The following is a 25,966-nucleotide window of genomic DNA, read 5'->3' on the forward strand; positions in this document are numbered from 1 at the left end:
GTCAGCCGGCGGCGCGGGCCCGGCGGGCGGCGACGAGGCCGTGCAGCCCCACCACCAGGAGGAGCAGCGCTGACGTGCCCACGCCGGCGCCGATGTGCATCCGCAGCAGCAGCGCCCCGACCATCGCCCCCACGAGCATCGAGGCGACGGCACCGGCTCGCCGCAGCAGGACGGCGCGGTCGTGGGTGCGGCCGCTCCAGCGGTGGTCGGCGGACAGGCCGACGATCGCCGACGTCACCACGACCGTCGGGACGTCGGGCACGCCGACCCTCCGCGCGGCCACGGCCTGGGCGCCCATCGCCGCCGAGATGACCGCTGTCACGGCGTCGAGCCCACGGGCGGACAGGTCTCCCGCGGACAGGAGCACCGCCATCGCGGTGATGACCAGCGACACCACCACCAGCGTCCAGGACGAGAACACGTCGGCGTGCTGGTGGACGGTGCGTCCGCGAGCCGCGCGGCCGACCACCACCGCGCCGGCCATGAAGCCGGCGAGGGCCAGCCCGGCGCGCAGCAGCACCTGCGTCTCGAAGCCGGCGAGCCCGAGGCCGATGAAGATGACGTTGCCGGTCATGTTGGCGGTGAAGACCCCGTGCAGACCGAGGTAGGTGGCGGCGTCGAGCACCCCGGTGCCGAAGGTCAGCACGAGCATGGGCACCAGGGCCGAGGTCGCCTCCAGCGACCGGCGCTGCGCCGCCGGCTGCGGTGGCGCGTCCGGCGCCGCGGGCCTGCTCGTCATCGTCGTCCTCCCTCGGGGGCGGTGCGGGGGCGGAGCCATGCGTAGCAGAGGGCGCCTGCGAGCAGGCCCCAGACGGCGCTGCCGATGCCCGCCACGCTGACGCCGCTGGCCACCACGAGGAAGGCCAGGAGCGCGGCGGTGCGGTGCTCGGCGGGCTGCCCCTCCTGCACCGCCGACGCCAGGCCCCCGAGGAACGCCCCCAGCAGCGCGAGCCCCGCCACGGCCTGCACGAGCAGGGGCGGCGCCGAGGAGACCAGAGCCGCGGCCGCCGTCGACAGCGCCGCCAGCCCGAGGTACGCCACCCCGCCGGTGACGGCCGCCGGCCAGCGGCGGCGGGGGTCGGGGTGGACGTCCGGGCCGGCCATGATCGCCGCGGACAGGGCGGCGAGGTTGAGGGCGTGCACGCCGAAGGGCGCCCCGACCAGCGTCCCGCCGCCGGAGCCGACGAGAGCCGCGCGGGCGGGCGGGTCGGGGTAGCCGGCGCCGCGCAGCACCGCCAGGCCGGGGACGTTCTGGCTGGCCATGGTCACGAGGTACAGCGGCACGCCGATGCTCAGCAGCACCAGCGGGTCGAGCTGCGGCGTGGTCCAGGTGAGCACGGGCGCCCAGCCGAGGCCGGAGGTCCCCGAGGTGGCGGCCCCAGCTCCGCCGTCGATCGTCAGCGTCAGCACCAGGGCGACGACGAGCGCCGCCGGCACCGCCCACGCCGCGGCCAGGCGCCGGAGCACCAGCCACACGACGACGACGGCACCCCCGGCCAGCGGCTCGCGGGCCACGGCCGTCACCGGCGCCAGGCAGAGGGGGAGGAGCACCCCCGCCAGCAGCGCCCCCGACAGGGGAGCGGGGACCCGGGTGACCAGCCGCGACAGCGCGGGCCAGGCCCCGGTGAGCACCACGAGCGCGCCGCACAGGAGGAACGCGCCGACAGCCTCGGGGAACGTCACGCCGCCCGCACCGGCCGCCACGAGGACGGCGGCGCCCGGTGTCGACCAGGCGAAGGAGACCGGGATCCGGGTGCGCCAGGAGAGGGCGATGGCGAGCACGCCCTGCAGCGCGCACATCACGACCAGGCCGGAGGCGGCCTGCGCCGGGGTGGCGCCGACGGCCGCCAGGCCGGTCAGGACGACCGTGAAGGAGCTGGCGTACCCGGTGACGGCGCCCACGACGCCGGCCGCCACCTGGCGTCCGATCCCCTCCCGCGGCCCGCCTTCCCTTTCCCGCACTTTCCGCGGCAAGTGCGCGTCGGGAGCCCCCTCTTGGCGCACTCTCCTCGGCAAGTGCGAGGAGGAGGGGGACGACGACGGGGGCGGGGTGCTCATGCGGTCCACCGCGCCGGGGTGCGCGACGTCGGGGCGCTCGCCACCGCGCGCGCCCGCGCCTCGCGCAGCACCGACACGAGCGCGGGGGCGTCCTCGGGAGCGACCGTCAGCGGCAGCCGCAGCCACCGGTCGCCCGTGCCGTCCACCGTGAACCGCGGCCCGGGCACCAGGCGCACGCCGAGGTCGAGCGCGTGGGACACCAGCTGCGTCGCGCTCGGCGTGGGCAGCCCCACCCAGAGCACCAGCCCGGCCTGCGCCGGGCGCACGGTCCAGTCGGGCACACCGGCGGCGAGCGCCGCGAGCATCCCGGCCCGGCGCTCTGACAGCAGCGTGCGCCGCTCGGCGAGGAGCTCCGGCGCCCGCGCCAGCAGGTGCACGGTCACCAGCTGGTCGAGCACGGGGGAGGTGATGTCCAGCCCCGCTCTCACCTGGGCGAGACGCGACACCAGCTCCGGAGACGCCCGCACCCAGCCCACGCGCAGCCCGGCCCAGAAGCTCTTGCCCACCGAGCCCAGCGTCACCACCTCGTCGCCGCGACGCGCCTCGGCGAGCGCCGCCAGCGGCGTCTGCGCCTCCTCCGGAGCCACGAGGTCGGCGAAGGTCTCGTCGACGGCGACGACCGGGTTGCCGCCCGGTCCGCCCGACAGCGCCGACAGCAGCTCGACGCGCTGGTCGTCGTCCTGCACCAGGCCCGTGGGGTTCTGCGCGTCCGGGGTGACGTGCGCCAGCACAGCCTGCGCCATCGACCGCCGTCCGGCCGGGGAGGCCGGCAGCTCCCACCCGGCCTCACCGAGCGGCAGCGCCACCGGGCGCACGTGGTGGGCGCGCACCGCGTCGACGACGGCGGGGTACGTCGGCTGCTCCACCAGCGCCCGCTGGCCCGGGCGCGACAGCGCCCGCAGCAGCAGGTTCCAGCCCTGCAGCGCCCCGCTGGTGACGAGCACCTGCTCCGGCGTGGTCGCCAGCCCCCGGGCGCTGAGGTGCCGCGCCACCGCGTCGCGCAGCACCGGCAGCCCGAAGGCGTGCATGCCGTGGTGCGCCAGCTGCAGCGGCAGGTCGGCGCTCGCGGCGGTCACGGCGTCGAGCACCGCTGCCGGCGCCGGGAGCGCGGCCATGGTCAGGTCGAGGACGCCCTCCGGCTCTCGCTCGCCGCCGGGGTCGACGTCGGGCCGCTCCACCGGGCTGCCGCTGCTCGGCAGCGCCACGCGGCTGCCCGCTCCGTGGGCGCTGCGCAGGTACCCCTCGGAGCGCAGGACGTCGTACGCCGCGCTCACCGTGGTCCGGCTCACGCCGAGCGCTGCGGCCAGCGCGCGCTCGCTGGGCACACGGGCGCCCACGGGCAGGCGGCCGTCGAGCGCGAGCCCGCGCACGCCGTCGGCGACGGCGGTGTAAGCGGCGCCCGCGCCGAGCCAGGGCGCGAGCAGAGAGGAGAGACGGCCGGGGTCCACCCGTCCATCGTGGCGGACTTGGCCCTGTTGCAGAAGGGCCAAGTGGCAGACAGTGGCTGACGTGTCGAAGACCTCGCCCTCCCGCCTGGTGTCCCGGGTGCTGCTCCCCGTCGTCCCCGACCGCCGGCCGCTGCGAGCGCTCGTCCTGGTGGCGGGTCTGGTCGCCTACGGCGCGAGCATCGCCCTCATGCTGCGCTCCGACCTGGGCGTCATGCCGTGGAGCGTGCTCGACCAGGGCCTGTCGCGGACGTTCGGCGGCGAGGTCGGCACGTGGTCGATCCTCACCGGCGTCGTCGTCCTGGCGTGCTGGATCCCGCTGCGGCAGCGCCCCGGGGTCGGCACGCTCGCCAACGTCGTCCTCGTCGGCCTGTCCATCAACGCGACGCTCGCCCTGGTCCCGGCCGGCGCGGGCGACGGTGCCGCGGCGGCCTGGGCGCTGCTGCTCGCCGGCGTCGTCCTCAACGCCCTCGCCACGGGCGTCTACGTCGGGGCCGGTCTCGGCCCGGGCCCCCGCGACGGCCTCAGCATCGGCCTGGCGGCCAAGGGCCTGCCGCTGCGGGTGGCGCGCACGGGGGTGGAGCTGCTGGTGCTGGGGATCGGCTTCGCCCTGGGCGGCACGGTCGGGTGGGGCACGCTCGTGTACGCCCTGGCCATCGGCCCGATGGTGCACCGCACCATCCCGGCGTTCCGCCTGCGCACCCCCGCGGAGCGCGCCGGCACCGCGGCTCCGGCCGCCGCTGCCGCCCACTGAGACCTCCTCGCGGCCTGTTCGCAGCCGAGCGCCCCGTTGCTGTCTGCACCCCCTGGGGAACCGCAGCCGGGCGCCCGGCTGCGGTTCGGGTGAGGCCCTGTCGCAGAGCGCTGCCGTGGAGCACCCTGCTCCCCGTGGCTGATGACGACGACGTCCGGCGCCTCGCGCTCGCGCTCCCCGACACGGTGGAGAAGCCCTCCTGGGGCACGCCCGGCTTCCGGGTGCACGACAAGCTGTTCGCCCGCCTGCACGACCAGCCCGGCGTCCTGGTGCTGCGGCGCCCCAGCGTCGAGGACGCCGAGGAGCTCGCCGCCGCCGACCCGGTGGCGTTCTTCCGGACGCCCCACTACGCCGCGCACCCGTACGTGCTGGCGCGGCTGGCCGAGCTGGAGGTGGACGAGCTGGCGGAGGTGCTCCGCGAGGCCTGGGAGGTGCAGGCGCCTCCGCGCCTGCGCGAGCAGAGCTGCTGAGCCTCTCGTCAGACGGCGGCGAGCGCGCTGCCGAGGAAGTGCAGCTGGCCGGCAGCGGTCGCGCGCCAGTAGCCGCGGGTGTGGGCGCCGGGCCCGAAGTCGGTGCCGGTCAGGTCAGGCACCCTCGGCGCGAAGGCGTGGGTGGCGGGGGCGAACGGGTCGTCGCCGCCGCACGCCAGGCGCACCGGCACCCCCGCCAGGCGCGCGGCGTGACCGACGACGTCGTGGGCGGTGAAGTCCGCGGCGTCGTCGAAGGCGCCGTCGGCGGTGTCGCGAGCGCGGCTCCACAGCGCCGGGCTGCTCGCCGCCACCGCTGCCACGCGCTCCGGCCCGGTGGTCTGCGCGAGCAGCAGTGCGCCGTACCCGCCCATCGACCAGCCGAACGCCCCGAAGCGGTCGGTGCGCAGACCGCGCTCCGCGAGCAGCGGCAGGTACTCCTCGAGGAGCATCGTCTGCGGGTCCTCGCCGCTGACGCGCCGGTGCCAGTAGCTGCGGTCGCCACCGTCCACCGACGCCAGCGCGAACGGAGGTGCGCCGGCGGCGACCACCTCGGCGAGGAACCCGTCGAGGTGCAGCTTCCCGAACGCGTCCGTGGCGTCACCACCACGCCCGTGGAGCACCAGCGCCACGGGCAGCGAGGCGCCCTCGGTGGTCCCCGGCGGCAGCGCCAGCTGCCACGCCACCTCGCGGCCGCAGGCGCGAGAGCCGAACGTCCCGCTGGCCAGCGATCCGGGGCTCGTGGCCGGCGGGGCGTCGGGCCCGGGGCCGGGGTCCGGGCGCAGCTCGTGCCACGCGACCCCGGCCCCCGCAGCGGTGACCACCGCTCCGCCGGCGAGCAGCCCCAGCACGCGCCGCCGCGAGATCACCACGAGCGGACGGTAGCCGCTCGCAGGAGCCCGCGTGGTGGCGCTGAGGCCCGTGATCGCCAGGGAGGGGGAGGGCGGTGACGAGTCCTGCTCCCGCACGGGGGTCTTGCGGCGAGGCCCCTTCGTCGCGGTACGTTCGTCGTGGCGGGACGACGACGATGACGTCTCGCCGCCCCCCTCCGGAGGTCCGTGGACGGCGCAGCGCGCCGGTCCCTACGGTGCCCGCCGTGACCGACGAGACGCCCGCCGTGTGGTGGCTGACCGGACCTCCCTGCGCGGGCGGGTCGGTGACGGCGTGGGAGCTGTTCTCCTCGGCGCTCGCCGGGAGGCCGCGGGCGTTCGTCGACGTCGACCAGCTCGGCATGTGCTACCCCGCACCCGAGGACGACGACGCGCGCGCCTCCCTGAAGGCGCGGGCCACAGCCGTGGTGGCACGGCACCACCTCGATGCTGGAGCCGGCCTCGTCGTGGTCTCCGGCGTCCTCGACGACGGCGCGGACGCGCTGGTCCGCGAGGCCCTCGGCGAGGTGCCGGTGCTGTTCTGCCGCCTCCGCGCCGAGGAGGGGGCGCTGCGCTCGCGGCTCGAGCAGCGGTACGGCGGCGACGACCTCGGGCGTGCCCTCGCCGACGCCCGCCGCTGGGACGCGAGCGACCTCCCGGCCGTCGACACCACGGCGGTACCGGTGGAGGAGGTGGCGCGGCGCGTGGTGGACCTCCTCGACGGCCAGCCGCCGCAGCTGGCGGACGGTCCAGCCGCGCCGGTGGAGCAGGACGACGACGGTGGGGCCGACGCCCGTGGAGGGGGGCGGGCGCTGCTGCTGTGCGGAGCGCCCGGGGTGGGGACGTCGACCGCGGGCTTCGGCCTGGCGGTGCGGTCGTGGCAGCGCGGCGAGACCTGCGCCTACCTCGACGGGCGGCAGCTGTCCTTCACCGCAGCCCCCGACACCGTGAGCCTCGACGCCCGGGGCACCGCAGACCTGGTCGGGCGCCTGTGGCGGACCTACCGCGCGGCGGGCGCCGAGGCGCTCGTCGTGCGAGCGGACGTGAGCACCGCCGATGACGTCGAGGCGTTCCGCGACGCCCTGGCGGGTGCGCCGCTGCGGGTCGCTCGCCTGAGGGCCGGAGAGGAGGCGCTGCGCGAGCGGGTCGCCGCCCGCGCCCGCGGGGAGGGGGCGAACCTCGCCGGTGACGCGCTGCGCGGGTTGGACGAGGCCGCCCAGCGCCGCGCTGTCGCGGCGGCGCTGGAGCGCCAGGCGCAGCTGGAGCAGGCGGGGGCGGGCGACGTCGTCGTCGACACCGACGGCCTCGACCCGGGCGACGTCGTCGCGCAGCTGGAGGCGCTCGACGCACGGCGGCCCCGGGGCGCCTGAGCCGGTCAGCCGGCACGGGTGCGGGCGAGCACCAGCTGGAAGAGGTAGCGGTGCGTGACGCGGCCGCCGAACCGGCCGTCGGCCAGCAGCCGCAGCCCGTCGAGCAGGCCCTCCCGCGCCTCCGGCGCCAGCACGGCCACCTGCGAGTACGTGCTGATGAGGTCGAGGTACTGCGCCGTCGTGTACTCGACCTCGAGCGGGAACCCCTGGTGGGAGACCTCGGCGAAGGCGTCGCTGCGCTCGAACTCCGCCGTGGACGGGTCGGCCTCCGCCTCCGGCGTGAGCGTGGAGCGGGTGCCGCCGCCGCTGTCACGCTGCCCGAACCGCTCCCAGCAGCTGGACGCGGCGTCGAAGAACTCCTGCGACCCGCCCGCGACGTGGGAGGACCACACCACCCCGAGCACACCGCCGGGCCGCAGCGCAGCGGCTGCCTTGCGCGCGCGGAGCGCCGGGTCGAGCCAGTGCCACGCGGTGGCGCAGACCACCGCGTCGAACGGCTCCGCCGGCAACGGCCAGTCCTCGAAGGGCGACACGACCACCTCCACGTCCGCTGAGGGCACCTCGGCCACCGTCCGGCGGGCCAGCGCTGCCATGTGCGCGCCCAGCTCCACCGCGGTGACCCGCCACCCGCGCTCGGCCATCGACACCGTCGCCTGCCCGGTGCCCGGGGCGACCTCGAGCACCCGCGAGCCCGCGCGCAGACCGGCGGCCCCGGCGAGGACGTCGAACAGCGCGGGAGGGTAGGTCGGGCGGGTGCGCGCGTAGCGCTCGGCGTCGTCGTCGAACGTCGTCCGCCGGTGCAGGCGCAGGTCGGTCGGCAGGGCCTGGACAGCGCCGGCCTCGTGGACGTCGTCGCGCTCGCTCACGGCCTCCCCCCTGCGTCGCCGGCTCCTCTGACGTCCAGCGGTGGCAGCATGGGGCCCGTCGAGGCAGCTGCCCGGCCGCACCGAGACGTCCGTCCGCGTGAGCAGTGCTCCGCGGTCCGGCCGCGAGAGGACCCTCGTGCCCACGGGGACGACGGGCGCGCCGCAGCGCCCGCTGACAGCACCGCAGACCTACCGCCAGCTGCTCGCACTCCGGGGAGCCGCTGCCTTCTTCGCCGCCGCCAGCACGGGCCGGACCGGGGTCGCCGCCACCGGCCTGGGCCTGGTGTGGCTCGTCCACGGCGCGAGCGGGTCCTTCGGCGCCGCGGGAGCGGCCGTCGCGGCGTTCGCGGTGGCCGAGGCCGTGGCCGGCCCGCAGGTCGCCCGCGCCGTGGACCGGTGGGGCCAGACGGCGGTGCTCCCGGCGGCGCTCGGCGTGCACGCGGTCGCCGTCCTCGTCCTCGTCACCCTGGTGACCGGAGCAGCGCCGGGCGCAGCGGTGGTGGCTGCGGCGGCGCTCGCGGGCGCGAGCGCGCCGCAGCTCGGGGCCATGTCATCCGTGCGCTGGGCGCTGCTGCTCCGCGACCACCGCGACGCCCTGCCTCGGGCGTTCGCGCTGGAGTCGCTGGCGAACGCGCTGGCGTTCCTCGCCGGTCCGGTGCTCGTGAGCGCGCTCGCTGCCGCCGGTCGGCCGTGGGCGGGCAGCGCTGGAGCACTGGTGCTGGTGGTGGGCGGAGGTCTCGCGCTGTCGCTGCAGCGCCGCACCGCCCCACCCGGGAGAGGAGCAGGACGACGACGAGCGGTCGAGGAGCGCCCGGCTGCGCCGACGCCCGCGGCAGCACCGGGACGACGGGCCCTGAGGCGGCCGGTGCCGCTGCTCCTCGTCGGCGCGAGCGGGCTGCTCGGCGTCCACTTCGGCGGGGTGCCGCTCGTCACGGCCGCGTGGGGAGAGCAGCTGGGCGGTCCGGCAGCCGCGGCGCCGCTCGTCGCCGCCTCCAGCTTCGCGGGGCTGGCGGGTGCGTGGGCGTTCGGGCTGCGCACGTGGCGGACGGCGCCCCTGGCCCAGGTGGCCGGCGCGGGGGGCTTCCTCGCCCTGGGGTGCGGCCTCGTCGCAGCCGCCGGCGCCATCGACGTGCGCGGTGGCGCGACGGGGACCTCCGTGGCGCTGCTGGTGGGCGGGCTGGTGCTGGCCAGCGTCGTCGTCCCGGTGGTGGTCGTGCAGGTGGGTGTGGTGCTGGAGCGGGAGGTGCCCCGCGGCGTGCTCACGGAGGCGCTGGCGTGGACCGGGTCGGCCAGCGCCGCGGGGAGCGCCGTGGGGGCTGCGGTGGTCGGGCGGGTCGTGGACGGGGCTGGGGCGGGGACGGGCGCGGTGGTGCTCGTCGTCGTCGCGGGGCTGCTCACCGGGCTCGCCACGTGGGCGCACCGCGTCGTTTCACTCGATCGGGGACGTTTGATGAAGCACCTGTGAAGCGTTCGGTCAAGGTCGGTCGCGCACGGCCGATGCAGGTTGTCGCCGCGCGCTGCCGACGCGGCCGACGCGACCCGAGGAGCGACCACCATGACCGACGCCGAGCCGACCACTGCCGTCCAGCGGTGGACCATCGGACGCACCCTCGGCGCCCTGCTGCTGACGATCGGTCTGGCCGTCGCGCTGCTCGTGACCGGGGCGGTGACCACCCAGCACCGGCTGTCCGTCGCCAACGACAGGGTGGACCACACCCACCGGGTGCTGGAGGGCGTGGAGCACACCTCCGAGCTGCTCGCGACGGCCGAGTCGAGCCAGCGCGGCTTCATCATCACCGGCCGTGACCAGTACCTCACCGGCTTCTCCGCCGCCTCGGCGGAGGTCACCGAGGCCCTGGCGGGGCTGCGCACCCTGACGGCGGACAACGCTGACCAGCAGGGCCGGTTGGGTCAGCTCGAGCCCCTCGTGAGCGCCAAGCTCACCGAGATGCAGTCGACCATCGACGCGCGCCGGGGCGAGGGCGGCTTCGCCGCCGCCCAGGCCATCGTGCTCACCGACGCGGGCGCCGCCTCCGGCGAGCAGATCGCCCGGCTGCTGGGCGACGTCGCTGCCGAGGAGGAGTCGCTGCTGGCGGTGCGCGCCGAGCAGAGCGACAGGTCCGCCGTCCTCGCGGAGGCGCTGCAGATCGGTGGCGGCGCGGCGCTCCTCGCCCTCATGGCGGTCAGCGGCGCGGTGGTCATCCGCAAGGTCACGCGCCCGGTGCGCGAGGTCACCGCAGCGCTGGGGGCGCTCGCCGAGGGCGACCTCACCCGCACCGTCACCGTGCGGACCACCGACGAGACCGCGCTGATGGCCGCCTCGCTCAACCGCGCCACCGCCGCGCTGCGCACGAGCATGGCGCAGGTGCGCAGCTCGGCGCAGTCGCTCGCGACCGCCTCGGCCCAGCTCACCGCCACCTCGGAGGCCATCGCCGAGTCCGCGGAGGCCACCACCGGCCAGGCGGTCGAGCTCACCGACAGCGCCTCCGGGGTGGCCCGCGAGGTGAGCAGCGTGTCCGCGGGCAGCGAGCAGATGGGCGCCTCCATCCTGGAGATCAGCACGAGCGCGCAGGACGCCGCCCGCGTGGCCGGAGAGGCCGTGGGGCTGGCGGCGTCCTCGTCGGCGGCGGTGGACCGCCTCGGCCGCTCCTCCGCCGAGATCGGTGCGGTGGTCAAGGTCATCACCTCCATCGCCGAGCAGACCAACCTCCTCGCCCTGAACGCGACCATCGAGGCGGCCCGCGCCGGTGAGGCCGGCAAGGGCTTCGCCGTGGTCGCCACGGAGGTCAAGGAGCTGGCCCAGGGCACCGCCCGGGCCACCGAGGACATCGCCCGGCGCGTCGAGGCCATCCAGGGCGACACGAGCAGCGCCGTCGAGACCATCACGCGCATCTCGGAGGTCATCGCCACCATCAGCGACTTCCAGACCACCATCGCCTCGGCGGTGGAGGAGCAGTCGGTGGTCACCCAGGAGATGACGCGGGGAGCGGCGCAGGCCGCCGGTGGCACCGACGACATCGCCGCCACCACCCGGGCCGTGGCCGCCGGGGCGCGTAGCACCACCGCGAGCGTGAAGGAGTCGCAGGCGGCAGCGGTGGAGCTGGCGAGGATGTCGCGCGAGCTGGACGGGCTGGTCGCGGCCTTCCGGCTCTGACAGCGGCCCCGCTGGACGGGCGGGGCAGCGCGCGGCCCGTCGGACCCGGCACCCAGACTGTCGGGGTGTCGGGTCCGCGCCAGGTGCTGCTGCAGCGGCTGGCGCCCGATGTCGTCGTCGCCCAGCTCGGCGACGACGGCGACCGCGGCGAGGTGGTGCGGCTCCGCGAGGACGAGCTGCCGGCCTTCGTGGGTGGGCTCGAGGGGACGGGCGCCGGCTCGGGCCCGCGCTGGGTGTGGGACGACACCACCCGCTGGTACCCGCAGGTCCTCGCCGCGGGCGGCCGCGTGCGGCGGTGCACCGACCTGCGCCTCGTGCACCGGGTGCTGCGGCGCTCGCCGGTGGTCGACCAGGCGCTCCTGACCGGCCCGGACACGGCCGCGTGGGACGAGGCGCAGCCGCTGCTGCTCAGCGGGACCGCGCTGGGCGGCAGCGCACCGGCACCGGAGGGGCTCTTCGAGCTGCACCCGCCGGCCGGGCTCCTCGACGCCGCCGCGGAGCTCGCCCGGCAGGAGGCTGCGCTCGCGGCCTCCCCGGCGCGCGGCCACCTGCAGCTTCTCGCCGCCGCGGAGAGCGCTGCCGCCCTGGCCGCCGCGGAGATGACGCACGCCGGACTGCCGTGGCGCGCCGACGTCCACGACCGCCTCCTGGTGACCCACCTCGGCCCGCAGCCGGCGGCGGGGGAGGCGCCGGCGGCGCTGGCCGCGGCGCTCGCGCGGACGCGGCAGGCGCTCGACGCCCCGTCGCTGAACCCCGACAGCCCCGCTGACCTGCAGCGCGCCCTGCGGCGTGCGGGCCTGGAGCTGCCGGACACGCGCTCGGGCACGCTGTCGCAGGTGGAGCACCCCGCGGTGGCTCCGCTGCTGGAGCACCGCAGGCTCTCGCGCCTGCACGCCGCCAACGGCTGGCGCTGGCTGCGCGAGTGGGTGCGCGAAGGCCGCTACCGCCCCGACCACCTGCCCGGCGGCGTGGTCAGCGGACGCTGGGCGGCGCAGGGAGGGGGAGCGCTGTCGGTCCCGGCGGTGCTGCGGCCGGCGGTGGTGGCCGACGACGGGTGGCGGCTCGTCGTGGCCGACGTCGCCCAGCTGGAGCCGCGCGTGCTGGCCGCGGTCAGCGGGGACGTCGACCTGGCCCGCGCCGCGGCCGGCGGCGACCTGTACCAGGGCGTCGTGGACAGCGGCGCGGTCGCCACCCGGTCCGACGCCAAGCTCGCCGTGCTCGGCGCGATGTACGGGGCCACCGCCGGCAGCGGCGGCCGCATGGTCGAGCACCTCGCGCGCCGCTACCCGCGGGCGGTCGAGCACCTGGAGACCGCCGCGGCGGCGGGGGAGCGCGGCGAGGTGGTGCGCACGTGGCTGGGGCGCGGGTCGCCGCGGCCGAGCGGGTCCTGGACGCAGCAGGCCCCCGACGTGCCCGCCACGGACGCCGAGCTGCGCGAGCGCCGCTCGTGGGGGCGCTTCACGCGCAACTTCGTGGTGCAGGGCTCGGCGGCGGAGTGGGCCTCGAGCTGGGTGGCGCTGCTCCGCGAAGAGCTGTGGCGCCTCGGCGGTGCTGGTGCGGGTCGGGTGGAGCAGCGTCCGCACCTGGTGCTCTTCCTCCACGACGAGGTGCTTGTGCACACCCCGGCCGCCCTGGCCGACGAGGTCGTCGGCGCGGTGCGCACGGCTGCCGAGAGGGCGGGGCGGCTGTTGTACGGCGGCTTCCCCATCACGTTCCCCTTGGACGTGCACGTGTGCCGGTCCTGGGCCGACGCCGACGACGGCTGAGGCTGGGTGAGCGCCCGCACCGCTCGCGGCGATCAGCGGACGGACGCGCGCCGCAGCAGGGCGAGCTCACCGGCGCACGCCGCGGCCGTGACGAGCACGCCCAGCGCCGCGAGCCACCACAGCTGGAAGCCAGCCGCGAGGTCCCCCAGGTGCGGGGCGAGGAGCAGGGCGCTGGCCGCCAGCAGCGCGCCGCACCCCAGCCCCAGGAGCAGCGGCCCCCGCGCTCCGAACCTCACCCACGCCGCCGCGAACAGCGCCCCGAGCGACAGCAGGGTGAGGCTGCCGAGGAACAGCACCGAGACCAGCCGCAGCGGGTCACCGCCGCCCAGCACGACCACGTCGATGAGGTACAGCCCGACGAACCACTGCCCGGTCAGCCGCTCCACTCCCAGCAGCGCCAGCCCGACGACGGCGACGTACGCCGCCAGCAGCCCGTGGAACGCCAGCGTGCCCGTGGTGAAGGCGCGCCGCCCGGTGCCGAGGGCCAGCGCCAGCGGGAAGGTGGTGGCCACCGACTGGACGCCGTAGTACCCCAGGAAGCCGGGCAGCGCCCACAGCACGCCGGGGTTGTTGCGGCTGTTGCTGACCCACTCGGGAGTGCCCGGCCGCGAGCCCAGCTGGTAGAAGAACCCGGCGACCACCGCCGAGACGACGAGCACCAGCCCGAGCGTCACGAGCGGCACCGCGAAGGTCATGAAGCGCTTGGTGGTCTGCAGGGCCACCACGTCGAGCGCGGAGACCGCGCGCACCGCGGTCGGGGTCTCCGCAGGCGCGTCGAGGTCGGGGGCTGCCGTGGTGGTCATGCGCGGGCTCCTGCCGTCTCGAGGGTCGGGTGTGCGGTGCGGTGGGCGGTGTCGTCGTCGTCCCGGTCGGCACCGTGGGCGGCGACCACGTCCTGGAGGCTCGCCTGCTCGACCTGCGCCCCCACCGCGCGGGCGGCTGCTGCTGCCTCCGGCGTGAGCGGTGCCTCGACGGTGGTGGAGCGCAGCCCGCCCAGCCGGCGGCTCGTGAGCACCGGCAGCCCCGCGGTGAGGCCGTCGACCACGACGGCGGGGCCGCTGACGGTGTACGCGGCGCTGCGCGCCTCGTCGAGGCTGCAGTCGCGCACCACGCGGCCGCCCTCGAGCACCACCACGTGGTCGAGCAGCGCCTCCATCTCGTCCACCAGGTGGGTGGAGACCAGCACCGTGCGCGGGTGCTCGGCGAGGTCGGCCACCAGCTGCGCGTAGAAGGTCCGCCGCGCGCTGGCGTCCAGGCCCAGGTACGGCTCGTCGAAGACCGTCAGCGGCGCCCGCGAGCACAGCCCCAGCACGATGCCCAACGCGGACAGCTGGCCGCGGGAGTACTTCTTGACGTCGGTGCGCGCCGGCAGCCGGAAGGCGTCGACCAGCTCGGCGGCGCGCTCGCGGTCCCACCGCGCGTGGAAGCGCGGGGCCACGGCCAGGAGGTGCCGCAGGCGGAAGTCGTCGGGGTAGCGCTGGTCGTCCCGGACCAGGCTCACCGCGCTGGTGGTGGGTGCGTGCGTGAACGGGTCTCGCCCGAACACCTCGACCCGTCCGCCCGTGGGCCGGTCGTGGCCGGCGGCCAGCGACATGAGCGTGGTCTTGCCGGCGCCGTTGCGCCCGAGCAGGCCGCAGACCGTGCCGTGCGGCACCTCCAGGCTGACGTCGCTCAGGGCTGCGGTCTGGCCGAAGGTCCGGCTGACGCCGTGGAGGCGGAGGGCTGGCTCGTCGGTGGTCACAGGGGACTCCTCTCACGGGTGGTGGCGGGCCCTCGCTGCTGGGGCGCTCCTGAGGACGGCGGGACCGGCGGCGCTGCGGCGGGCTGCGCGGCGCGCTCGGTGATGAGCCGCTGGACCTCGTCGAGGCCCAGGCCCAGCGCTCGGGCCTCGTCGAGCAGCGGTGCGACGAAGGCGTCGGAGAACCGGGCGGTGCGGTCGGCCAGGAGCGCTGCGCGCGCGCCCTCGCTGACGAACATCCCTAGCCCTCGGCGCTTGTGCAGCAGCCCCTTCTCCACCAGCAGGTTCACGCCCTTGCCGACGGTGGCGGGGTTGATGCGGTGGAACGCCGCGAGCTCGGTGGTGGAGGGCACCTGCGCGCCCTCGGGGTAGGCGCCGGCGGCGATGCCGGCGGCGATCTGGTCGGCGATCTGCTGGAAGATCGGTCGCCCGTCGTCGATCACGCCGCCTCCTTGGTTCATTAGTCGAGTAACTAACCAGAGAACCGGTGGCGCGTCAACGACCTTGGTGCGTCCCTCGCGGTCCTCACTGCCGCGACGCGCCGGAAGCCTGTCGCGAGGTGTCGGGACTCTGGCCCCGCTTCCGACATGGCGAGGCGGGGTTCCGGCATCTCGTGGCACCTCCTGTCCGCCCGGCCCGTTCCGCGCAGGGGGCGCAGCGCTGCGCCCCAGCAGCGCGACCCGGTGTCGGCGGTGGGGCCTACCGTCACCGCCGTGCGCCAGCCCGACGACCTCGCCGACGTCCGCGCCTCCTACGACCGCGTCGCCGACGCCTACGTGGCCATGGGCGCCGGCCTGCTCGGACCCGAGCCGTGGCTGCGCGCGGCGCTCGCCGCCTTCACCGAGCACGTGGCCCCGCTGGGACCGGTGCTCGACGTCGGGTGCGGCCCCGGGACCACCACCGCGCACCTGGCGAGCCTCGGTGTCGACGTCCGGGGCGTCGACCTCTCGTCGGGCATGGTCGGGCACGCGCGCCGGCTGCACCCGGGCCTGTCCTTCGAGGTCGCCTCGGCCACCGACCTGCGCCTCGCGGACGCCTCCCTCGGCGGTGCGCTGGGGTGGTGGTCGCTGGTCAACCTTCCGCGCGACGTGCTCGCCGCCGTCGTCGCCGACCTCGCCCGCGCCCTCGTGACCGGCGGCCAGCTGCTCCTGGGCGCCCACGTCGGGGACGAGGACGTGCCCCGCACCAGCGCGTACGGCGTCGACGGGGTGCGCTGGACCACGCACCGGTGGCTGCCGGACGCGCTGGTCGACGTCGTCGTGAGCGCCGGGCTGGAGCTGGTCACCGAGCTGCGCTTCCCCGCCCGGGGCTCCCAGCCGCCGCAGGTGCTGCTGTGCGCGCAGCGGCCGCAGCGGTGAGCGGTGTCGGTGGCCGGGTCTAGCGTCCCGGACGTGACCGACGACGAGGTCCTCACGTGGCTGCTCGACTCCGACCCCGCGCTGCGCTGGCAGGTCCAGCGCGACCTGGCCGGTGAGCCGGCCGACGTGTGGGAGGCCACCCGGGAGCGCACGGCCACCGAGGGGTTCGGCTCGCGGCTGCTGGCCCTCCAGGACCACGACGGCCAGTGGGCGGGCGGCGCCTACTTCCCCCGGGAGGTCCGCGAGGGGACGTTCCCCGAGGAGCCCGGCCAGCCGTACACCGCCACCACGTGGTCGCTCAACCAGCTGCGGGGGTGGGGCGTGCCCGCCGCCGCGCTGCGGCCCCGCACCGCCGAGCTGCTGGCCGAGGTGCGCTGGGAGTACGAGGACCTGCCGTACTGGGGCGGTGAGGTCGACGTCTGCATCAACGCCTTCACCCTCGCCAACGGCGCGTGGCTCGGGGCCGACGTCTCCGCCGTCGAGGCGTGGTTCCCCGCCCACCAGCTCGAGGACGGCGGGTGGAACTGCGAGTGGGTGGAGGGCTCCACGCGCAGCTCCTTCCACTCCACGCTCAACGCGGTGGTCGGCCTGCTCGACCACGAGCAGCGCACCGGAGGATCCGACGTGCTGCGGGCGGCGCGCCACCGCGGTGAGGAGTACCTGCTGCAGCGCCACCTCCTGCGGCGGTTCAGCACCGGCGAGCCCCACGGACCGTGGGCCACGCACTTCGCCTACCCGTTCCGGTGGACGTACAGCGCCCTGCGAGCCGCCGACCACGTCCGCGCGGCGTCCCTGCACGACGGGCGCGCGCCCGACCCGCGGCTGGTCGAGGCCGTGGCCCTGGTCCGCGGCGCCCGCGAGGAGGACGGCACGTGGCACCAGCAGCTGCGTCACGAGGGCCGGGTCTGGTTCGACGTCGACGGCGGGGTGGGTGAGCCGTCGCGGTGGCTGACGTTCCACGCGCTGAGGCTGCTGCGCTGGTGGGACGGGGCGGGGGCGACGGACGTCCGGCTGGGGGATGACGCGCCGCACTGATCACTGCGGCGACCATGGCGCGGTGACCGACACCGGACGTCCGCACGCTGGATCGCCAGTCCCCACCGACGCCCTGGGCAGCGGCGAGGGCCGCGACGAGCGGCTGGCGCTGGCACGCGCCGTCACCGGGCTGCTCGACTGGGCGCAGGAGACCACCGCGCAGCGGGTCCCAGCGCTGGTGACCCGCCTGCGCGAGCACCTCGGGGAGGGAGCTGCTGACGCCACCGTCGTCAGTCGCGAGTTCGCGGTGTTCGACAGGGTCAACCTCCAGCTGGCCCTCGAGGCGTGGGCCGCGGAACCGGGTCGCTCGGTGGAGGTGGTCGGCTACACCATCCCGCCGCACTTCGGCACCGTCGACGTCGCGCAGATGCTGCAGGGCACGCACCTGCCGCCGCTGCGCGTCACCTCACCGCCGGTCGACGACCTGCCCTCCGGCCCGACCAGCACCACCGCCGTGTGGCGGGCGGTGCTCCTGCTCGTCACCGACCCGCGAGGTCGGCACGCGCTGCACGTCCGCGGCCCCGCCGACCAGCACGGGCACAGCGGGCTGACCGTGGAGGCCGCTGGCCTCGAGACCGCGGCGGCCCAGGAGCTGCTCGGCGAGCTCGAGGCGCTGCGCTCGGCGAAGAACGTCTACCGCGGCCAGGTGCTGGAGATCAGCGCCAACGACCACGGCGGCGTCGCCCTGCGCTTCCCCGACCTGCCCCGCACCGACCGCGACGACGTCGTGCTGCCCGAGGCCGTGCTCGCCCGCGTGGAGCGGCACACCCTCGCCGTCGCCGCCCGCCGCGAGGTGCTGCGCGCCAGCGGCCAGCACCTCAAGCGGGGCCTGCTGCTCTACGGCCCGCCCGGCACCGGCAAGACCCACACCACCCGGTACGTCGTCACGCACCTGCCCCAGACCACCGCGCTGCTGCTGTCGGGCCGCTCGCTGCACCTCATCGGCGCCGTCGCGGCGATGGCGCGCGAGCTGCAGCCCGCCGTCGTCGTCCTCGAAGACGTCGACCTGGTCGCCGAGGACCGCTCCTTCGGCCACGGGATGAACCCGGTCCTGTTCGAGCTGCTCGACGCCATGGACGGCGCCGCCGCCGACGCCGACCTGCTCTTCCTGCTCACCACCAACCGCGCCGAGGCCCTCGAGCGGGCGCTCGCGGCGCGCCCCGGACGGGTGGACGTGGCGCTGGAGATCGGCCTGCCGGACGCTGATGCGCGCCGCCGGCTCCTCCGGCTGTACTCGCGGGCGGTACCGCTGACCGCCAGCGACGAGGTGGTCGAGGAGGTCGTGGCGCGCAGCGAGGGCGTGACCGCGTCGTTCGTCAAGGAGCTCGTGCGCCGCGCGGTGCTGGAGGCGGCGATGGCTCAGGACGACGGTGCGAGCAGTGCCGGCGAGGCCGTCCGCGAGGTGACCGGGGAGCACCTGCGGCACGCGCTCGACGACCTGCTCGACTCCACGCAGGCGCTGACGCGCGCCCTGCTGGGCGTGCCCGCCGACCAAGGCGCCGACAGGGGTGACGACGAGGTCGTGAGCTACGAGGGGAGCTACGAGCCGGGCGTCCAGGTGGTCCAGACCGCTGAGCAGTACCGGTCCGGTGGCGGCTGGTTCCGCCACAGCCCGCGCTGACCCTGTTGTGATCATGGGCGTTGTGCGCAGGAGTGTGCACAACGCCCATGATCACGGCCGGGTCCTTCGCCTCAGAGAGCGAGTCGCGGGTAGTCGGTGTAGCCCTTCGCGCCGTCGCTGTAGAACGTCGAGGCGTCGGGCTCGTTCTCGTCGGCACCCACGCGCCAGCGCTCGGCGAGGTCGGGGTTGGCGATGGCCGGGCGGCCCACGGCCACGGCGTCGGCGACCCCGTCGGCCACCAGCTGCTGAGCCAGCTCGCGCGTGCTCGGCGCGGCGAAGCCGTTGTTGGCCACGAGCGGGGCGCCGACGCGGCGGCGCAGGTCCTGGACGAGGTGGCCGCCGAGGTCGGCGTGCAGCACGGAAAGGTACGCCAGGTCGAGGTCGGCGATGCCGGTGGCGAGCGCCGCGTAGGTGGCGGCGACGTCGTCGGCGTCCTTCTCCCAGGCGTCCTGGATGTTGTGGGCGGGGCTGATGCGCAGCCCGGTGCGGCCGGCGCCGACGGCCTCGGCCACGGCGCGGACCGTCTCCACCACGAAGCGCGCGCGGGCCTCCGGTGAGCCGCCGTAGAGGTCGGTGCGGAGGTTGGCGGCGGGGGAGAGGAACTCGTGGAGCAGGTAGCCGTTGGCCCCGTGCACCTCCACGCCGTCCAGTCCGGCGGCCACGGCGCGCTTCGCGCCGGCGACGAACTGCTCGCGGACCTCCTCGAGCTCGTCGAGGGTGAGGGCGTGCGGGGTCTCGTACGGCTCCTTGCCGCGGGGCGTGCGCACCTCGCCGTCGATGGCGACGGCGCTGGGCGCCACGGTGCGGGTGCTGCCGGTGACGCCGGTGTGCGTGACCCGCCCCGCGTGCATGACCTGCATGACGATCGTGCCGCCGGCGTCGTGGACGGCCTCGGCGACGCGGCCCCAGGCGTCCTGCTGCTCGTCGGTGGTGATGCCCGGCTGGCCGACCCAGCCCTGCCCCTCCTCGACGGGGTAGGTGCCCTCGGTGACGAGCAGGCCGAGACCTGCTCGCTGCGCGTACATCTCGGCCACGAGCTCACCGGGCACGCCGCGCTCCCCGGAGCGCAGGCGCGTCAGGGGTGCCATGACGATGCGGTTGGAGAGCTTGAGGTCGCCGAACACGGCGGGGGTGAAGAGGTCCACGGAGGGTGCCAACGGCGCGGGCAGCGCCACCTGTTCCAAGTTTCAACGACAGTGGCGAGCGCCACAGATCGCCGTCGTCACGTTTGACGCGGCTCTCCCGGGGGAGGGACGGCCACCGTCGCGGCGGCGATGACCGACGTGAGCGAGTCGCGCAGGGCCACGAGGTCGCCGACGTCCATCCCCAGCCGCGCCATCACCGCGCGCGGCACGGCCAGCGCCTGCTCGCGCAGCGCCGCCCCCCGCTCCGTCAGCTCGACGACGACGACGCGCTCGTCGCGGTCGTCGCGGGCCTTGGTGACCAGGCCCGTGCTCACCAGGCGCTTGAGCAGCGGTGACAGCGTGCCCGAGTCGAGCTGGAGCAGGCCGCCGATCTCCTTGACGCTCAGGCGGCGGTGCTGCCAGAGCGCCAGCATCACGAGGTACTGCGGGTGCGTCAGGCCCAGCGGCTCGAGCACCGGCCGGTACAGCGCGATGACGCTGCGCGCCGCGACGGCCAGGGCGAAGCAGACCTGCTGGTCGAGCGCCAGGAGGTCGGGCTCGGCGTCGTGCGTGGCGGCGGTCACGGCTGACAGCGTAGCGTCTCGTGGCGTACCATTCGATTGCACACAACCGATGATGTCGAGGGGCGAGCTGACGTGTCGTTCATGCGCAGGGTGTTCGGCAGGCTCGACCGCGCCGTGGGGTCGGTCGAGCAGAACCTCAAGGCCGTCTACGGCGGCGCCCAGGTGGACGAGCAGCAGGCCGGCACGCAGGCCGCCCGCGCCGAGCACCGCCTCTCCGGCGTGCAGGGCCAGTACGAGATGCACAAGGACGCCACCGGGCGCACCTACCTCGTCTCGAAGCCCCCCGCACGCGACGACGCGCGCGACGAGGGCTAGCAGCGCTCAGGGGGTGTCCGGCACCTCGAACTGCACCCGGACGATCTGCTCGCACAGCGGTGCGAAGAGCTCCCGGCGGATGCGGTCGTGCTCCTCGTCGAGGTCGTAGGCGCGGTAGCTGGCCTCGTCCGCCCAGTCGTTGGTGATGGCGAAGTCCCACGGCTGCTCGCGCAGCCGCAGGTCCGTGCCGACCCGGCACGCCAGGCGGCCGGGGGACTCGAGGGCGGCGATGGCGTCGAGCCCGGGCCGCACCGTCGCCAGGGCCACGCCGTCGAGGAGCTTGCCGACCACCACGTTGCGGATCACCCGCCCATCTTCCGCCGTCAGCGCCATCAGGCGCAGGCGACCCCGTCGCCGTCGCGGTCCAGGCGCGGGTTCCACCCCGGGTCTCCGCTGTGCAGCGGTGTGGCCCCGGCGGCCTTCGCGGCCGAGCAGCTGGCGTAGGGCGCGGTCGACGTCGCTGCGCCTGAGGGCTCGCCGCTCGGTGCGCCGGACGGTGCTGCGCCGGAGGGGGCCGGCTGGGGGCCCACCCCGCCGTCGTCGCGGGGCAGGCGCTGGTCGGGGCAGGTGTCCAGCACGTCGGACATGGCGTCGTGCTCGGCCTGCGTGACCCAGGCGCCGTACTTGGTCTTCACGGCGATCTGCCGCGCGACGTACTGGCAGCGGAAGCCCTTGTTCGGCGGCAGCCACGTGGCGGCGTCGCCGTCTCCCTTCGCCGAGTTCAGGGGGCCGTCCACGGCGAGGAGGTTCAGCGGGTCGTTGGCGAACTGCTCGCGCTCGTCGGCGGACCACTGCTGCGCGCCGGTCTGCCACGCGTCCGACAGCGCCACGAGGTGGTCGATCTGCACCTCGGAGCTGCGCGGGCCCCGCTGGAAGCGGATCTCCTTGGGCGTGTACGGGTCCACGAGCACTCCGCTGGCGACCTGGCAGGGGTCGTCGCGGCTGAAGACGACGTCGGTCATGTCCCGGGCCAGCACGTCGTCGCGGGTGTCGCAGCCGTTGGCGTCGACGTCGTGCCAGGCCTGCCCGAACTGCTCGCGCGAGTACCCGGTCTTGGGGGCCTTGCCCTTCACGGGCAGGCGCTCCAGCGCGGCCGCCGCCGTGCCGGCGGGGGCCTGCTGCGTGCTGCCCTGGCCGGAGCCGAGCAGCTCTCCGAGCCCGCCGAGGCCGCCGACGGAGCGGGCGAGGAGCACGAGGAGCACGAGGAGCACGACCACCGCGACGACGACGCCGACGCGTGACCGCACGGGAGCGGATGCCCCCCGGGGGGAAGTCCGGGACACGAGGGCGAGCCTGTCACGTCCACACCACCCGGCGCAGGGCCACCACAGGTGCCTGTGGACAGGCGCTGTCGCGGACGTCGTCCTCCTCTCTGTGGGTGTGGCGCTGTCCCTCTTGAACGAAGCGTTGTATTAATGCTACGAATAGAGGCATGGGAAGGACGCCGCGCAGCAGTGAAGATGCGGTGCACGACCGCATCGCCGTGCTGCGGGCCGAGCGGCGCACCAGCCGCAAGGAGCTCGCCGAGGCCGTCGGCGTGCACCCGCAGACCATCGGGTACCTCGAGCGCGGCGAGTACAGCCCCTCGCTGGCCCTCGCCCTGCGCATCGCCCGGTACTTCGACCTCCCCGTCGAGGCCGTGTTCAGCCTCGACCCCCTGCCCCCGCTCAGCTCCGAGCTCTACGGAAGGACAGCCCGATGAACGCCACGACCCGCTCCCGCACCACCGGCCTGGCCGCCACCTTCGAGGACGAGCGGTACGCCTGGGCGCGCCGCCGCGCGGTGCGCCGCAGGGCGGTGTCCGTGGAGGCCGCCCTGGTGGGCTTCCTCGTGGGCGTGCCGCTGGTCTCGACGATGAGCGCACTGAGCGGCCTCGTGCCCGTGGTCCTGTGGGTGGCTGCGTGCCTCGCCTTCATCCCCGTCCACTCCGTGGTGAACCTCGGCGTCCGCGGCGTCTTCGACCGCCGCGAGGCGACGCTCGACGAGGTGCAGCGGTCGATGCGTGACACCGCCGCGGCGGCCGTCACCCGCTACCGCGACGTGCTCGGGCTGCTGGCCTTCGTGGCTGCGGCGCTCGTCACCTGGCGCGGGGGTGGGATGGGGTCCGGTCTCGCCGTCGGCTTCGCGCTCTGGTTCACGAGCGGGCTGCTGTCCACCTGGTACCTGGCCTGGACCCTCCCCGACGAGGAGGACTGAACTCCACCCCTCTCGCGATCACGGTCGGGTGGAGAGGACGACGACCGGCTGGCCGGCCCAGACGTCCTCCTCCTCGACCACCAGGCCGAGTCGCCGCGCCACCGCGAGCGAGCGCCTGTTCGTCGCGGTGACGTAGCAGGCCACGCGCTCCAGCCCGATCCCCGGCGCCGCCTCCAGCCACGCCCGGCCCGCCTCCGTGGCGTACCCGTGGCCCCAGGCGTGACGGGCCAGCCGCCACCCCACCTCCACCGCCTCCGGACGGCGGCGGTGCCGGCCGAACCCGCAGAAGCCGAGGAACGCGCCGTCGTCCGTGCGCTCCACGGCCGCGAGGCCGAACCCGTGCACCTCGAAGCACGCGTCGGCGTACCGGGCCAGTCCGTCGGAGGCGGCGCGGTCCATCGGTCCGGAGCTGAAGTGCTCCATGACCTCGGGGTCGGCGTTCATCGCGGCGAACGGCTCCAGGTCCGCCTCGCGCCAGCGGCGCAGCACCAGCCGCTCGGTCTCGAGCACCACCTCGGGCTCGCCGCGCACGGCCCACGCACCGAACCGGTGGTGAGGCGCCAGCAGCGACGCCGGGACCGCCACCTGTTCGGGGTGGGCGTCCACGCGGGCGCGCAGCTCGACCACCGCGCGGGCCAGCGCCGTCGTCGCGGTGTCGACGACGACGGCGGCGGGCTCGTCGGCGTCGCGCCGCCAGGCGGGCCGACCGGTGACGCCCTCCCAGGTGGGGACGACCTGCCCGGGCAGGTCGGCGGTGCGCTCTCGCACCCGGCGCTCGTGCAGTTCCGGGTCGGAGCAGACGACGTCGACCTCGAGCAGCGGCACCCCGACCTCGCTCGCGAGGGCGCGCCACCCGTCTCGCGCCTCGCGCACGGGGTTGACCGCGTCGACCACGGCGTGGCGGCCGCTCTGCAACGCGTCACCGGCCACCACGTGGGCGAGGCGGTAGCCCGTGGGGTCACCGTCACGAGCCGAGGTCGCACGCAGGCCGAGTGCGGTCTCGAACGCGTCGACGCGCACGTGCGGCGCACCGAGGGAGCGGGCCAGCTCCCGGGCGAGCGTCGTCTTGCCGACTCCGGGCAGGCCGCTGAGCACCACGAGCACGCTCCCACTCTCCACCGTGATCATGGGCTTCCGGAACGCGCCTGTTCCGGAAGCCCATGATCACGGACGGTCGGGTGGGTCAGGAGGTCGGGAAGGCGTCCTTCAGGCTGCCGCCGACCACGGTCCACTCGACGGTGCGGCGCTCGGCGACGATGCCGCCGTCGGTGACGAACGGGTCCTGGTCGACGACCGCGTCGACCTCGGCGGCGGACGCGCCCTCGAAGACGAGCACCGCGCCGTCGTCGTCCGTCGGCCCGGAGACGAGCAGGTTCGGCAGCGTGCCGAGCCACCCCCGGTGGGTCGGGCGCACCGCGCTGCGGTGCTCCGCGTCAGCTGTGTACGAGTACGTCACCACGAAGACGGCCATGCCCGCAGTCTCGCCCACCTCCCTCGGGACCGGCCCGGGTGGTCAGGGCAGGCGGCGGACCAGCACCACGCTGTCGTTGAGGTGCCCGTGCTCCCCACCGGGCCCGGCGGCCGGGCGGGCGCTCACCTCCGCGCGCACCACTTCCCAGCTCTCACCTGCACCGGTGTCGAGGGCGAGGTCGGCGAGGACCTGCTGCGGCGTCGGGAAGCCGACCGCCTCGCGGTCCAGCTGCGACCACGGCGGCGGGTCGGCGTGGTCCACGACGAGCAGGTGACCGCCGCGCGCCACCGACGCCGCGGCCCGCCGCAGCACCTCCGCGCGCGGCCAGCCCACCGGGGCCTGGAGGAACTGCGCGTTCACCAGCTCGAACTCACCCTCGGGGAACGTCTCGGTCAGGTCGTGCCGCTCCAGGACGACGTCGACGCCCCTCGCCGCAGCCGCGCTGCGCGCCTTGGCGACCGCGGCGTGCGCCACGTCGACGCCCGTGGCCGTCCAGCCGCGCTCGGCCAGCCAGATGACATCACCGCCCTCGCCGCAGCCCAGGTCGAGCGCCCGCCCGGGTGTCACGCCCCGCTCCTCCAGGGCCGCCACGGCCTCGACGAGGCGCGCGTTGGCGCTCCCGCTCCACCGCATGTCCGCTCCGCTGTAGAGCTCCTCCCACCACGCCGGCAGGCCCTCGGCGGACTGGGGCAGCGGCGGCATCTCGCGCCGCGGCCCGCCGTGGTCGTGGCCGTGCTGCTGGCCGTGGCCGTGCTGGTGGTCGCTCATCGTGCTGCTCCCTGCAGGAGGAGGGCGGCCGCGACGTCCTCGCGGGCCAGGTCCATCGTCATCGCGGCGCCGGCCTGCATGCCAGCGGCCGTCACCGCGGGCACCACGGCCATGGGGGCCGCGGCGTTGCCCGCCGCCCACACGCCGGGTGCGCTCGTCAGGCCCGTCGGGTCCACGGTCACCGCACCGGTCGCCGCGACGGTCCCCATCACCTCGACGTCGGCGACCGCCACACCGAGCTGTCCGGTCAGCGAGGTGTCCACCCGCACCCGGGACGCCGCCACCACGGCTGCCACCTCCAGCTCCGCGCCGGAGGCGAGCCGCACCCGCACGTCGCCGTCGTCGCCGTGGCCGACGGGCTCGAGGGAGACCACCTCGCCGTCGACGAACTCCACGCCGGCCGCCTCCAGCTCCTGCCGCTGCTCGGCCGTGACGTCCGGACCGGTGTGCGAGAGCACCACCACGCGGTCGGCGACGCTGCGCCACAGCGTCGCCGCGTGCGCGGTCATCGGGCCCGTGCTCAGCACCGCCACCGCGCGGCCGCGCACCTCCCACCCGTGGCAGAACGGGCAGTGCAGCACGCGGCTGCCCCACAGCTCCCGCAGGCCCGGCACGTCCGGCAGCACGTCGGTGCCGCTGTGGGCCAGGAGCAGGCGGCGCGCCGTCGTCGTCCGGCCGTCCTCGAGGGCGACGGCGAAGCGCAGCGGCGCACCGTCGTCGCTGCTGCGCTGCAGGGAGGTCACCCGGCCGTCGACCACCGCACCGCCGTAGCCGCGCAGCTCCGCCCGTCCTGCGGCGAGCAGGTCGAGCGGCGGGGTGCCCTCGCGCGCGAGGAGGTTGTGGACGCCGTCGGCCGGGGCGTTGCGCGGCTGGCCGGCGTCCACCACGAGCACGCGGCGGCGCATCCGCGCCAGGGCGACCGCGCCGGCGAGGCCGGCGGCGCCGCCACCGACCACCACCGCGTCGTACTGGTCGTCCAGCTGTCCGAGGGGAGGTGCTGAGGTCAT

At 75.9% G+C, this 25,966-nt stretch carries 28 protein-coding genes; 12 read left to right on the plus strand and 16 right to left on the minus strand.

Translation table 11 applies throughout. The annotated features are described in order from the left end of the window. Window position 1 precedes the first annotated feature (1 nt). From FMM08_RS19040 to FMM08_RS19050, 3 genes are all read right to left on the minus strand, one after another. Window positions 2–739 (minus strand): YoaK family protein, encoded by a 738-nt coding sequence (locus FMM08_RS19040; RefSeq protein ID WP_255472610.1) that lies wholly within the window; start codon window positions 737–739, stop codon window positions 2–4. Next, window positions 736–1,917, minus strand: a complete 1,182-nt coding sequence (locus FMM08_RS19045) for a benzoate/H(+) symporter BenE family transporter (RefSeq protein ID WP_222710961.1) — start codon at window positions 1,915–1,917, stop codon at window positions 736–738. The genes FMM08_RS19040 and FMM08_RS19045 overlap by 4 nt, the downstream gene beginning before the upstream one ends. 137 nt (window positions 1,918–2,054) lie before the next feature. Continuing rightward, entirely contained in the window at window positions 2,055–3,506 is a 1,452-nt protein-coding gene (locus FMM08_RS19050; RefSeq protein ID WP_187279866.1) for an aminotransferase-like domain-containing protein, read from the minus strand. Window positions 3,507–3,567: 61 nt separating this feature from the next. On the opposite strand from FMM08_RS19050, the gene yczE reads away from it, so the two are divergent. After that, the gene (gene yczE, locus FMM08_RS19055; RefSeq protein WP_222710962.1) at window positions 3,568–4,257 is read left to right on the plus strand and encodes a membrane protein YczE; all 690 of its coding nucleotides are present in this window, start codon (window positions 3,568–3,570) and stop codon (window positions 4,255–4,257) included. A gap of 134 nt (window positions 4,258–4,391) precedes the next feature. Then, complete coding sequence (locus tag FMM08_RS19060; protein WP_147927978.1) at window positions 4,392–4,727, plus strand: MmcQ/YjbR family DNA-binding protein; 336 nt, start codon at window positions 4,392–4,394, stop codon at window positions 4,725–4,727. 8 nt (window positions 4,728–4,735) lie between these two features. Here FMM08_RS19060 and FMM08_RS19065 read toward each other — a convergent pair whose 3' ends face one another. Then, window positions 4,736–5,596, minus strand: a complete 861-nt coding sequence (locus FMM08_RS19065; protein ID WP_147927979.1) for an alpha/beta fold hydrolase — start codon at window positions 5,594–5,596, stop codon at window positions 4,736–4,738. A gap of 224 nt (window positions 5,597–5,820) precedes the next feature. Here FMM08_RS19065 and FMM08_RS19070 point away from each other — a divergent pair, with 224 nt between their 5' ends. Further along, complete coding sequence (locus tag FMM08_RS19070) at window positions 5,821–6,963, plus strand: hypothetical protein (RefSeq protein WP_147927980.1); 1,143 nt, start codon at window positions 5,821–5,823, stop codon at window positions 6,961–6,963. A 5-nt stretch (window positions 6,964–6,968) separates the two neighbouring features. Here the strand turns inward: FMM08_RS19070 and FMM08_RS19075 are convergent, their stop codons facing one another. Continuing rightward, window positions 6,969–7,829: a class I SAM-dependent methyltransferase gene (locus FMM08_RS19075; RefSeq protein ID WP_222710963.1), complete on the minus strand. Its 861-nt coding sequence runs from the start codon at window positions 7,827–7,829 to the stop codon at window positions 6,969–6,971. A 136-nt stretch (window positions 7,830–7,965) separates the two neighbouring features. Here FMM08_RS19075 and FMM08_RS19080 point away from each other — a divergent pair, with 136 nt between their 5' ends. The 3 genes from FMM08_RS19080 to FMM08_RS19090 all read left to right on the plus strand — a co-directional run bounded on the left by FMM08_RS19080 (window position 7,966) and on the right by FMM08_RS19090 (window position 12,749). Next, on the plus strand, window positions 7,966–9,294 hold the full coding sequence (locus tag FMM08_RS19080; RefSeq protein ID WP_187279867.1) for an MFS transporter: 1,329 nt from the start codon (window positions 7,966–7,968) through the stop codon (window positions 9,292–9,294). 90 nt (window positions 9,295–9,384) lie between these two features. After that, the gene (locus tag FMM08_RS19085; protein WP_147927981.1) at window positions 9,385–10,983 is read left to right on the plus strand and encodes a methyl-accepting chemotaxis protein; all 1,599 of its coding nucleotides are present in this window, start codon (window positions 9,385–9,387) and stop codon (window positions 10,981–10,983) included. A gap of 65 nt (window positions 10,984–11,048) precedes the next feature. After that, window positions 11,049–12,749 (plus strand): bifunctional 3'-5' exonuclease/DNA polymerase, encoded by a 1,701-nt coding sequence (locus FMM08_RS19090; protein ID WP_147927982.1) that lies wholly within the window; start codon window positions 11,049–11,051, stop codon window positions 12,747–12,749. 32 nt (window positions 12,750–12,781) lie between these two features. On the opposite strand, the gene FMM08_RS19095 is transcribed toward FMM08_RS19090, so the two are convergent. The 3 genes from FMM08_RS19095 to FMM08_RS19105 are packed head-to-tail and all read right to left on the minus strand — an operon-like array spanning window position 12,782 to window position 14,930. After that, window positions 12,782–13,552, minus strand: coding sequence for a hypothetical protein (locus FMM08_RS19095; protein ID WP_222710964.1), 771 nt, complete (start codon window positions 13,550–13,552; stop codon window positions 12,782–12,784). Next, window positions 13,549–14,490, minus strand: coding sequence for an ABC transporter ATP-binding protein (locus tag FMM08_RS19100; protein WP_147927983.1), 942 nt, complete (start codon window positions 14,488–14,490; stop codon window positions 13,549–13,551). Before FMM08_RS19100 ends, FMM08_RS19095 begins: the two co-directional genes overlap by 4 nt. Next, window positions 14,487–14,930, minus strand: a complete 444-nt coding sequence (locus FMM08_RS19105) for a GntR family transcriptional regulator (RefSeq protein ID WP_147927984.1) — start codon at window positions 14,928–14,930, stop codon at window positions 14,487–14,489. Before FMM08_RS19105 ends, FMM08_RS19100 begins: the two co-directional genes overlap by 4 nt. Before the next feature lie 270 nt (window positions 14,931–15,200). Between FMM08_RS19105 and FMM08_RS19110 the strand changes: the two genes are divergently transcribed. From FMM08_RS19110 to FMM08_RS23460, 3 genes are read left to right on the plus strand one after another with little or no spacing between them, the layout of a single operon-like run. After that, the gene (locus FMM08_RS19110) at window positions 15,201–15,845 is read left to right on the plus strand and encodes a class I SAM-dependent DNA methyltransferase (RefSeq protein ID WP_222710965.1); all 645 of its coding nucleotides are present in this window, start codon (window positions 15,201–15,203) and stop codon (window positions 15,843–15,845) included. Window positions 15,846–15,878: 33 nt separating this feature from the next. Beyond that, window positions 15,879–16,880, plus strand: a complete 1,002-nt coding sequence (locus FMM08_RS19115) for a squalene cyclase (protein WP_147927986.1) — start codon at window positions 15,879–15,881, stop codon at window positions 16,878–16,880. Window positions 16,881–16,902: 22 nt separating this feature from the next. Beyond that, a complete protein-coding gene (locus tag FMM08_RS23460; RefSeq protein ID WP_255472612.1) occupies window positions 16,903–18,501 on the plus strand; it encodes an AAA family ATPase in 1,599 nt (532 codons plus the stop codon). Between the two features lie 71 nt (window positions 18,502–18,572). On the opposite strand, the gene FMM08_RS19125 is transcribed toward FMM08_RS23460, so the two are convergent. Together FMM08_RS19125 and FMM08_RS19130 are read right to left on the minus strand one after the other, a co-directional pair. Then, the gene (locus tag FMM08_RS19125) at window positions 18,573–19,646 is read right to left on the minus strand and encodes an alkene reductase (RefSeq protein ID WP_147928060.1); all 1,074 of its coding nucleotides are present in this window, start codon (window positions 19,644–19,646) and stop codon (window positions 18,573–18,575) included. Window positions 19,647–19,723: 77 nt separating this feature from the next. Continuing rightward, a complete protein-coding gene (locus tag FMM08_RS19130; RefSeq protein ID WP_147927987.1) occupies window positions 19,724–20,209 on the minus strand; it encodes a MarR family winged helix-turn-helix transcriptional regulator in 486 nt (161 codons plus the stop codon). A gap of 72 nt (window positions 20,210–20,281) precedes the next feature. Here FMM08_RS19130 and FMM08_RS19135 point away from each other — a divergent pair, with 72 nt between their 5' ends. After that, on the plus strand, window positions 20,282–20,524 hold the full coding sequence (locus tag FMM08_RS19135) for a hypothetical protein (protein WP_147927988.1): 243 nt from the start codon (window positions 20,282–20,284) through the stop codon (window positions 20,522–20,524). Window positions 20,525–20,530: 6 nt separating this feature from the next. Here FMM08_RS19135 and FMM08_RS19140 read toward each other — a convergent pair whose 3' ends face one another. Both FMM08_RS19140 and FMM08_RS19145 read right to left on the minus strand, forming a co-directional pair. Next, window positions 20,531–20,830: a Dabb family protein gene (locus FMM08_RS19140; RefSeq protein ID WP_147927989.1), complete on the minus strand. Its 300-nt coding sequence runs from the start codon at window positions 20,828–20,830 to the stop codon at window positions 20,531–20,533. Between the two features lie 26 nt (window positions 20,831–20,856). Next, window positions 20,857–21,771, minus strand: a complete 915-nt coding sequence (locus tag FMM08_RS19145; protein WP_255472616.1) for a GmrSD restriction endonuclease domain-containing protein — start codon at window positions 21,769–21,771, stop codon at window positions 20,857–20,859. A 185-nt stretch (window positions 21,772–21,956) separates the two neighbouring features. Here FMM08_RS19145 and FMM08_RS19150 point away from each other — a divergent pair, with 185 nt between their 5' ends. Next, a complete protein-coding gene (locus FMM08_RS19150; protein ID WP_147927991.1) occupies window positions 21,957–22,226 on the plus strand; it encodes a helix-turn-helix transcriptional regulator in 270 nt (89 codons plus the stop codon). Beyond that, window positions 22,223–22,720 carry a hypothetical protein gene (locus tag FMM08_RS19155; RefSeq protein WP_147927992.1) on the plus strand — a complete coding sequence of 166 codons (498 nt, stop codon included), beginning with the start codon at window positions 22,223–22,225 and terminating at the stop codon, window positions 22,718–22,720. The genes FMM08_RS19150 and FMM08_RS19155 overlap by 4 nt, the downstream gene beginning before the upstream one ends. 18 nt (window positions 22,721–22,738) lie before the next feature. Here FMM08_RS19155 and FMM08_RS19160 read toward each other — a convergent pair whose 3' ends face one another. The 4 genes from FMM08_RS19160 to FMM08_RS19175 form a co-directional block, all read right to left on the minus strand. Then, window positions 22,739–23,839, minus strand: coding sequence for a GNAT family N-acetyltransferase (locus FMM08_RS19160; protein ID WP_187279868.1), 1,101 nt, complete (start codon window positions 23,837–23,839; stop codon window positions 22,739–22,741). 64 nt (window positions 23,840–23,903) lie between these two features. Continuing rightward, window positions 23,904–24,191: a YciI family protein gene (locus tag FMM08_RS19165; RefSeq protein ID WP_147927994.1), complete on the minus strand. Its 288-nt coding sequence runs from the start codon at window positions 24,189–24,191 to the stop codon at window positions 23,904–23,906. Window positions 24,192–24,233: 42 nt separating this feature from the next. After that, entirely contained in the window at window positions 24,234–24,959 is a 726-nt protein-coding gene (locus tag FMM08_RS19170; RefSeq protein WP_222710966.1) for a class I SAM-dependent methyltransferase, read from the minus strand. Next, on the minus strand, window positions 24,956–25,966 hold the full coding sequence (locus FMM08_RS19175) for an FAD-dependent oxidoreductase (RefSeq protein WP_147927995.1): 1,011 nt from the start codon (window positions 25,964–25,966) through the stop codon (window positions 24,956–24,958). Before FMM08_RS19175 ends, FMM08_RS19170 begins: the two co-directional genes overlap by 4 nt.

This window comes from Quadrisphaera setariae, assembly GCF_008041935.1.
Lineage (GTDB): Bacteria > Actinomycetota > Actinomycetes > Actinomycetales > Quadrisphaeraceae > Quadrisphaera > Quadrisphaera setariae.